Annotated in this window: 4 protein-coding genes and 1 pseudogene; 3 read left to right on the top strand and 2 right to left on the bottom strand. The window is 74.0% G+C overall.

Going from position 1 to position 6,241, the window contains the following annotated elements; all coding sequences use genetic code 11:
* Both AB0M52_RS28755 and AB0M52_RS28750 read right to left on the bottom strand, forming a co-directional pair.
* Nucleotides 1-1,198 (bottom strand): nicotinate phosphoribosyltransferase (locus AB0M52_RS28755; RefSeq protein WP_363960131.1); only part of this gene is annotated, 1,198 nt, incomplete at its 3' end.
* 15 nt (nt 1,199-1,213) lie between these two features.
* The gene (locus tag AB0M52_RS28750; protein ID WP_363960128.1) at nt 1,214-3,892 is read right to left on the bottom strand and encodes a LuxR C-terminal-related transcriptional regulator; all 2,679 of its coding nucleotides are present in this window, start codon (nt 3,890-3,892) and stop codon (nt 1,214-1,216) included.
* A 200-nt stretch (nt 3,893-4,092) separates the two neighbouring features.
* Here AB0M52_RS28750 and AB0M52_RS28745 point away from each other — a divergent pair, with 200 nt between their 5' ends.
* The 3 genes and pseudogenes from AB0M52_RS28745 to AB0M52_RS28735 all read left to right on the top strand — a co-directional run.
* Nucleotides 4,093-5,613 (top strand): hypothetical protein, encoded by a 1,521-nt coding sequence (locus AB0M52_RS28745; RefSeq protein ID WP_363960125.1) that lies wholly within the window; start codon nt 4,093-4,095, stop codon nt 5,611-5,613.
* 157 nt (nt 5,614-5,770) lie between these two features.
* Nucleotides 5,771-6,061 (top strand): ATP-dependent Clp protease adapter ClpS, encoded by a 291-nt coding sequence (gene clpS, locus AB0M52_RS28740; RefSeq protein WP_111215002.1) that lies wholly within the window; start codon nt 5,771-5,773, stop codon nt 6,059-6,061.
* A 2-nt stretch (nt 6,062-6,063) separates the two neighbouring features.
* A pseudogene (locus AB0M52_RS28735) lies at nt 6,064-6,241 on the top strand (DUF2017 domain-containing protein); the annotation flags it as partial.

The raw sequence follows: 6,241 nt of genomic DNA, 5'->3' as shown, positions 1-6,241 counted from the left end.
GCAGGTGCTCCCGCGACTCGTCCAGCGTCGGCAGCGCCACCGGCTCGCCGTCCACGACGTACGACTGTTGCAGCAGCCGGTCGTTGGGCCGCCGGTCCGGCACGCCCTGCGGGACGATGATCTCCTCGGTGGCGGTGCCGGTGGGCTTGTGCCGGCGGACGGCGACCTTGCGACCGCCGATGGTGGCCTTCTGCTCGGACCGCTTGACCACCGGGCGTCCGTCGACCTCGACCAACTTGTAGACCAGGCCGGCGGTCGGCGCTCCGGAGCCGGTGACCACGGCGGTGCCCGCGCCGTACATGTCCACCGGCTCGGCGGCGAGCGCCGCGATGCTGTACTCGTCGAGGTCGCCGGAAACGATGATCTTGGTTTCGGTGGCGCCGAGCGAGTCCAGCAGCTGCCGGGACTGCTGGGCGATCACGGCCAGGTCGCCGGAGTCGATCCGGACCGCCCGCAGCTCGGGCCCGGCCACCTCGATCGCGGTGCGGATGCCCTGGCTGATGTCGTACGTGTCGACCAGCAGCGTGGTGTCCTTGCCCAGCGTGGCGACCTGCGAGGCGAACGCGGCCCGCTCGTCGTCGTGCAGCAGGGTGAACGCGTGCGCGGCGGTGCCCGCGGTGGGGATGCCGTACCGCTGGCCGGCGGCGAGGTTGGAGGTGAACCGGAACCCGGCCAGGTACGCCGCCCGCGCCGCCGCGACCGCCGCCTCCTCGTGGGCCCGCCGTGCCCCCATCTCGATCAGCGCCCGGCCCCGGGCCGCGGTCACCATCCGCGCCGCCGCGGCGGCCACCGCACAGTCGTGGTTGAGCACCGACAGCACCAGCGTCTCCAGCACCACACACTCGGCGAAGCTGCCGGAGACGGTCAGGATCGGCGAGCCGGGGAAGAACAGCTCACCCTCGGCGTACCCGTCGATGTCGCCGGTGAACCGGTAGTCGGCCAGCCAGGCGGCGCCCGGCTCGTCGACCACACCGGTGCGGCGCAGGAAGTCGATGTCGGCCGGGTCGAAGCGGAACTCGCGGATCAGGTCGACCAGCCGGGCGGCACCGGCGACCACGCCGTAGCGGCGGCCGGCGGGCAGCCGTCGGGTGAAGACCTCGAACACACAGCGGCGGTCCGCCGTGCCGTCCCGCAGGGCGGCACTGACCATGGTCAGCTCGTAGTGATCGGTGAGCAGCGCGGGACGAAGGGTGTGCACACCTTCAGCCTAGAGTCAGTTCGCCGAGGTGCCGTCGTGGCCCGGGATCGATCGCAGCGCCGCCCTCAGCTCCGCCCGGCCGGTCACGCCGAGCTTGCTGTAGATCCGTTGCAGGTGGTTCTCCACCGTCCGGGCGGACAGGAAGAGCTGCTCGGCGATGGCCCGACTGGTTTCGCCGTCGGCCGCGAGCCGGGCCACCTGCCACTCCCGACCGGTCAGCGCCGGTGTGGCCGCCCGCAGGGGCGGAGTGTGCACCATGTCACAGCAGCCGAGCAGTACGGCGAGCCGCTCGCTGGCCGCAGTGACCTCCGGCGAGCGGCGTTGCCGCAGCAGTTGCACCGCCCCGGCCGCGGCCTCCGCGGCCGGCAGCGCCAACCCCAGGTCGGTGAAGCCGTCGGCGACCGCGAGCAACTGCGCGGGCGAACTGTCGGCCGCCGCCCGGGCGTGCCGGGCCAGCAGTGGAGGCAGCTCCCCGTCGACCTGTTCGGACAGCTCCGCCAACCGCTGGGCGACCGTGCGACGGCTGCCGTCGGAGCAGGTCGGCCCGGTCGGCGCGGCGGCCTTGCCCAGCCGCACCAGGTCGTGCAGCACCAGCGTCTCGTGCCCGGCGAAGCCGTCGGCGCGCAGCCGGTCGACCAGCCCGTGCAGCTGCGTCACCGCGCCGGTCAGGTCGCCACCGGCGGCGAGCGCTGCCGCCCGGGCCTGCTCCAGCCACGGGTACAGCACCGCCATGCTCGGCGCGTGGAGGCGGTCGGCCTCGGCCATCGCCTCGGCCGCCTGTCGGGCGTCGCCGCGCAGCGCGGCGGCCTGGGCCCGTTCGGCCTGGGCCAGCCCGGCGTAGACCTGGCTGGTCGCCAGGACCGCGCAGGCGCCGAGCGCCGCCTGCAGCGCCGCGTCGCTGCGCCCGCGCAGCCGTGCCGCGTACGCCCGCAGGATCGCCAGGTAGCCGGTGCCGAGCCGGAAGTCGCCCGCGTCGGCCAGGTCGGCGAACTCGTCGGCGACCAGGGTGTCGATGCCGGTCAGGTCGCCGGAGAGGGCCAGCCGGGTGCCTCGGGCCAGCTCCACGGCCAGTTGCAGGTACGGCATGTCGGCTCGCCAGCCGGCCGCCTTCGCCTGTACGAGGTCCACCGCCGTAGCGCTGCGGCGCAGCTGTCCCTGCACGGCGTGGAGATGGGCGATGGTGCAGCGGGCCAGCTCGCGGGCGGCGACGCTGGCCGCCGGCCGGTCGAGCACGCCCTGGGCGAGCCGCAGCGCGGCCGGGGCGTCCAGCCGGTGCAGGCGCATGATCGCCTCGAAGGCGCGGATCCGGGCCTGGGCGGCGAGGTCGGTCAACTCGGTGCCGCGCCGGGCGATCTCCGCCACCGTGGACTCCTGGCTCAGCCCCCAGTAGCTGACCATGCCGCGGGCCGTCAGCCACCGGCTGAGTCGTGCCTCGTCGCCGGTGTCGGTGGCGACCGCGTCGAGCACGCCGAGCGCCTCGGCCGGCCGGTCGGCGAACATCAGGATGGTGGCCAGCAGCTCGGCCGCGTCGAACCCGCCGCCGGCGTCGAGCGCCGCGCGGGCCAGCCGGGTCGCCAGCGGTACGTCGTAGCGCGCGAACGCCTGCCCGGCCGCAGCGACCAGCATCGACGGATCCTGTGCAGTGCCGGAGTCCAGTCGCCACACCGCCACCCGCAGCAGGTCCTCCCGCCGCCGGCTGCCGACCCCCTCCAGCAGTTCGGCCAGGTGCGCCTGCAACCGGCGGGTCCGGCTGACCGGGCAGTGCCGGCGCACCACCTCGCCGTAGAGCGGGTGGGCCAGTCGGACGTCGAGGCGCCGGTCGGACTTCACCATCGTGACCAGCCCGCGCTCCTCGGCGGTCTCCACGTCGGCCTGTTCCACGGCCTTGGTGAGTAGCCGCAGGCCCAGCGGCTCGCCGAAGGCGACCAGCTCGACCACCGCGCGCACCCCGGGGCTGAGCTGGCCGATCCGGATGTCGATCAGCTCGGTCAGGCTGGGCGCCAGCTCCAGGCGTCCGGTCCAGGTCCAGATGCCATACCGCTCGGTGAGCTCCTCGCTGCCCTGAACGGCGTGCACCAGCTCGCGCAGCAGCAGCGGGTTGCCGGCGCTGAGTCGGCCCAGCCGGTCCGCCGAGCCGCCGTCGACCGGGCCGTCCAGGATGGCGGCGAGCAGCCCGGCGGTCTCGGTGGGGGTCAGCGGGCTCAGCTCGGCGTGCTCGACCAGATCGTCCGTCCACAGTGCCCGGATCGGCAGCGGGATCTGCTCGCCGTCGCGCAGGGTGCCCACCACGGAGGCGTTCTCGGAACGGGCCACGAGGTGCACCAACGCGGCCGACGGCGGGTCCAGCAGGTGCGCGTCGTCGACGGCGAGCACGATCCGCCGACCGGCGGCCTGCTGCTGCAACACCTCGACGGCCCACCGCAGGATGCCCGCCGGGGACAGGCCCTGCGGCTGCTCGACGGGGAGCACCTGCACCAGACCGCCGAACGGCATCGCCGCGGTGGTGGCGCTGGCCGCGATCCACCAGACCGCGTACTCGTCGCCGGGGAGCGCATCCACGCCCTGGCGGAGCAGCCGGCTCTTGCCGATGCCCGCACTGCCGGTGAAGAAGATGCCCCGGCCCTCGGCACCGGTCACCGCCACCTGCAGACGGTCGAGTTCTGCCGTCCGGCCCACGAATCTCCACCGACCCATTTGCGCAGCATATCGATGGAACTATGTCTCGACCGGTAGCCCGAGCGGGTGAAGTTGAGTAATCGCAGAGTTACCGCTGAGTACCTGAATTGTCCCGTTCCCGACGCTGGCGCCCGTACTCTTCCGGAATCCGGGTGCCGTCACCGGATGTTGACCGCGACCGGCCATGCCGGCCGCCCTGCCTCGGAGGCCGCCGCCTGATGATGCCGGGCCCGCTCTATGACCTTGGCACGTCCGACGACCTGGCCGGGCCGCCACGTCCCGGCTCCTTCCCGGATCGGCTCGGTGTGACCGTCGACGACCCGCGCGAGCCGCACGCGGTAATCGCCGCAGGCCCCGCCGGCGCCGGACGGGCCGGCGTGCTCGCCGCACTGCTGGAACTCGACGCCGCGATGCTCGCCGTGCCGGCTGGCAGCTGGCTGGTGGTACGCCACTCCGTGGAACCCACCCGGGCCGCCTACGTGCCCGGCTACCGGCTGCCGCACTCGTACCGCCCGGAGCTGCCGGCCGCCGGGCCGGCACTGGCCCGACCGCCGCGCCGGGTCGAGCTGAGCCTGCCCGAGCAGTTGCTGAAGCGTTTCACCCTGGCCGACACGCCGGACACCGGGTCGCTGGGGTCGGCCGGCACCGGAGTGCTGCTCGACGCGCTGGGCCGGGCCGGCGCGTTGCTGTTCGTGATCGCGGCGGACCAGTCGTTCAGCGCGCCGGAGCTGAATCTGCTGGCCGAGGTCGCCCGGGCTCCGGTCCGGGTCTTCTTCGCGGTCACGCCGGGTGCCGGCGGGTGGGCGGCGGTTCCCGATGGCACGGCGGCAGCGCAGGGTTCGGGGGAGCCCGGCGGCCCGGCGGTGGATCCGCTCGCGGTCACCGTCGAGGCATACCGGGCCGCGCTGCTCGCCGCCGTGCCGGGACTCGCCGACGCCCGCTGGTTCCCGATCCTCGACGGGCGCGCGGCCGACCTGGCCCGGGCACTGGTCGCCTGGGCCTCCGAGGAGGAGCTGCGCCGGTCCAGCCTCGACCCGCCGGAGGTGCCCGGCGCGTACGGCCGGGTGCCGGTGCTGGCCGAGCCGGGCGAGTGGTCCGAGCGGCTCGACCGGCAGACCCGGTCCGCCGCCCGGCGCATCCGCCAGCATCTGGCGCTGGAGCTGGCCAACCTGCACCTGCGCGTGGTGCAGGAGATCCTCTTCGGCGTCGGCTGTGCCGGCCTGCCCCAACTGCTCGACCGCGAGCTGGAGGCGCTGTCGCTGCTGGCCACCGCGCAGTGCGACCACGCCGTCCGGGAACTCGTTGACGACGCCGCCGGGCGGCTCTTCGGCGTGCCGCTGGCGGAGGGGGTCCGCCGACGCATCAACCAGGCGGTTCGCTGGGGGATGACCGACCACGCCACCGGGCAGGAGCTGGAGCGGGCAATGCTCGTCACCAGCGGCGCGGGCGTGACGGGGATGACCGGCGCCGCGGCGATCGACGCGCTGTCCGCGTACCCCGCGCCGGCCCGTACGGAGGTGCTCCCACCCGTCGCGGTGGCGCTGTCCGGCGGCTGCTGGCAGCACTGGCGTACCCCCGGCAACAACGACCCGAACGATGCCCGGGCCTGGGCCCAGCGGGCGCTGCGGGAGATCGAACTGGAACTTTCCCGGGAGGTCTCCCGTCGGTTCGAGGTGGTCCGCCTCTCGCTTGGCACGGTGTTGTCCGATGCTGCCGAACACGGCACCCTGCTCGCCTGACGGTCCCGCCGTCCGCCCCGCCGGCACCGCCGTCGGGGCGCTTCCGCGTGCGTCCAGCCGGACCGGGCCTGCTCGCGGCGCGGCCGTGGGTGGCGATCCGGGCCGGTCCGGCGTTCCGGTTCCTCGGTTCCGCTCATCCGGTGGCACGATGGGGGGCATGGCGGCTCCGCAGGTTGCACCGGTCGAGACCCCGGACACCGATGAGGTGCCGGCTCCCGACCGGCCGTGGGTGACGATCGTGTGGGATGACCCGGTCAACCTCATGACCTACGTGACCTGGGTGTTCCAGAAGCTCTTCGGATACAGCCGGGAGAAGGCCGAGCAGCTCATGCTGGACGTGCACCACAAGGGCAAGGCCGTGGTGTCCAGTGGCGCCCGGGAACGGATGGAGCACGACGCCTCGCAACTGCACGCGTACGGCCTCTGGGCGACGGTGGACCGGTCGTGAGCATGTTCCGCCGCCGGGGCGACCGGTACGTCGCCACCTTCGCCGTCGACGAGGTGCGCGTGCTCCGCAAGGTCGCCTCCGAGGTGGTCGGCCTGCTCACCGACGGATTCGACCACGCCGACCCGGTGGTCTGCCGGCTCTTCCCCGAGGTCTACCCGGACGATGCGCCGGGGACCGCGG

It is taken from the genome of Micromonospora sp. NPDC051296 (assembly GCF_040682255.1).
GTDB classification, from domain to species: Bacteria; Actinomycetota; Actinomycetes; order Mycobacteriales; family Micromonosporaceae; genus Micromonospora; species Micromonospora craterilacus.
Note: the sequence above shows the minus strand (reverse complement) of the source record. Positions and strands in the feature narration are given on the sequence as shown.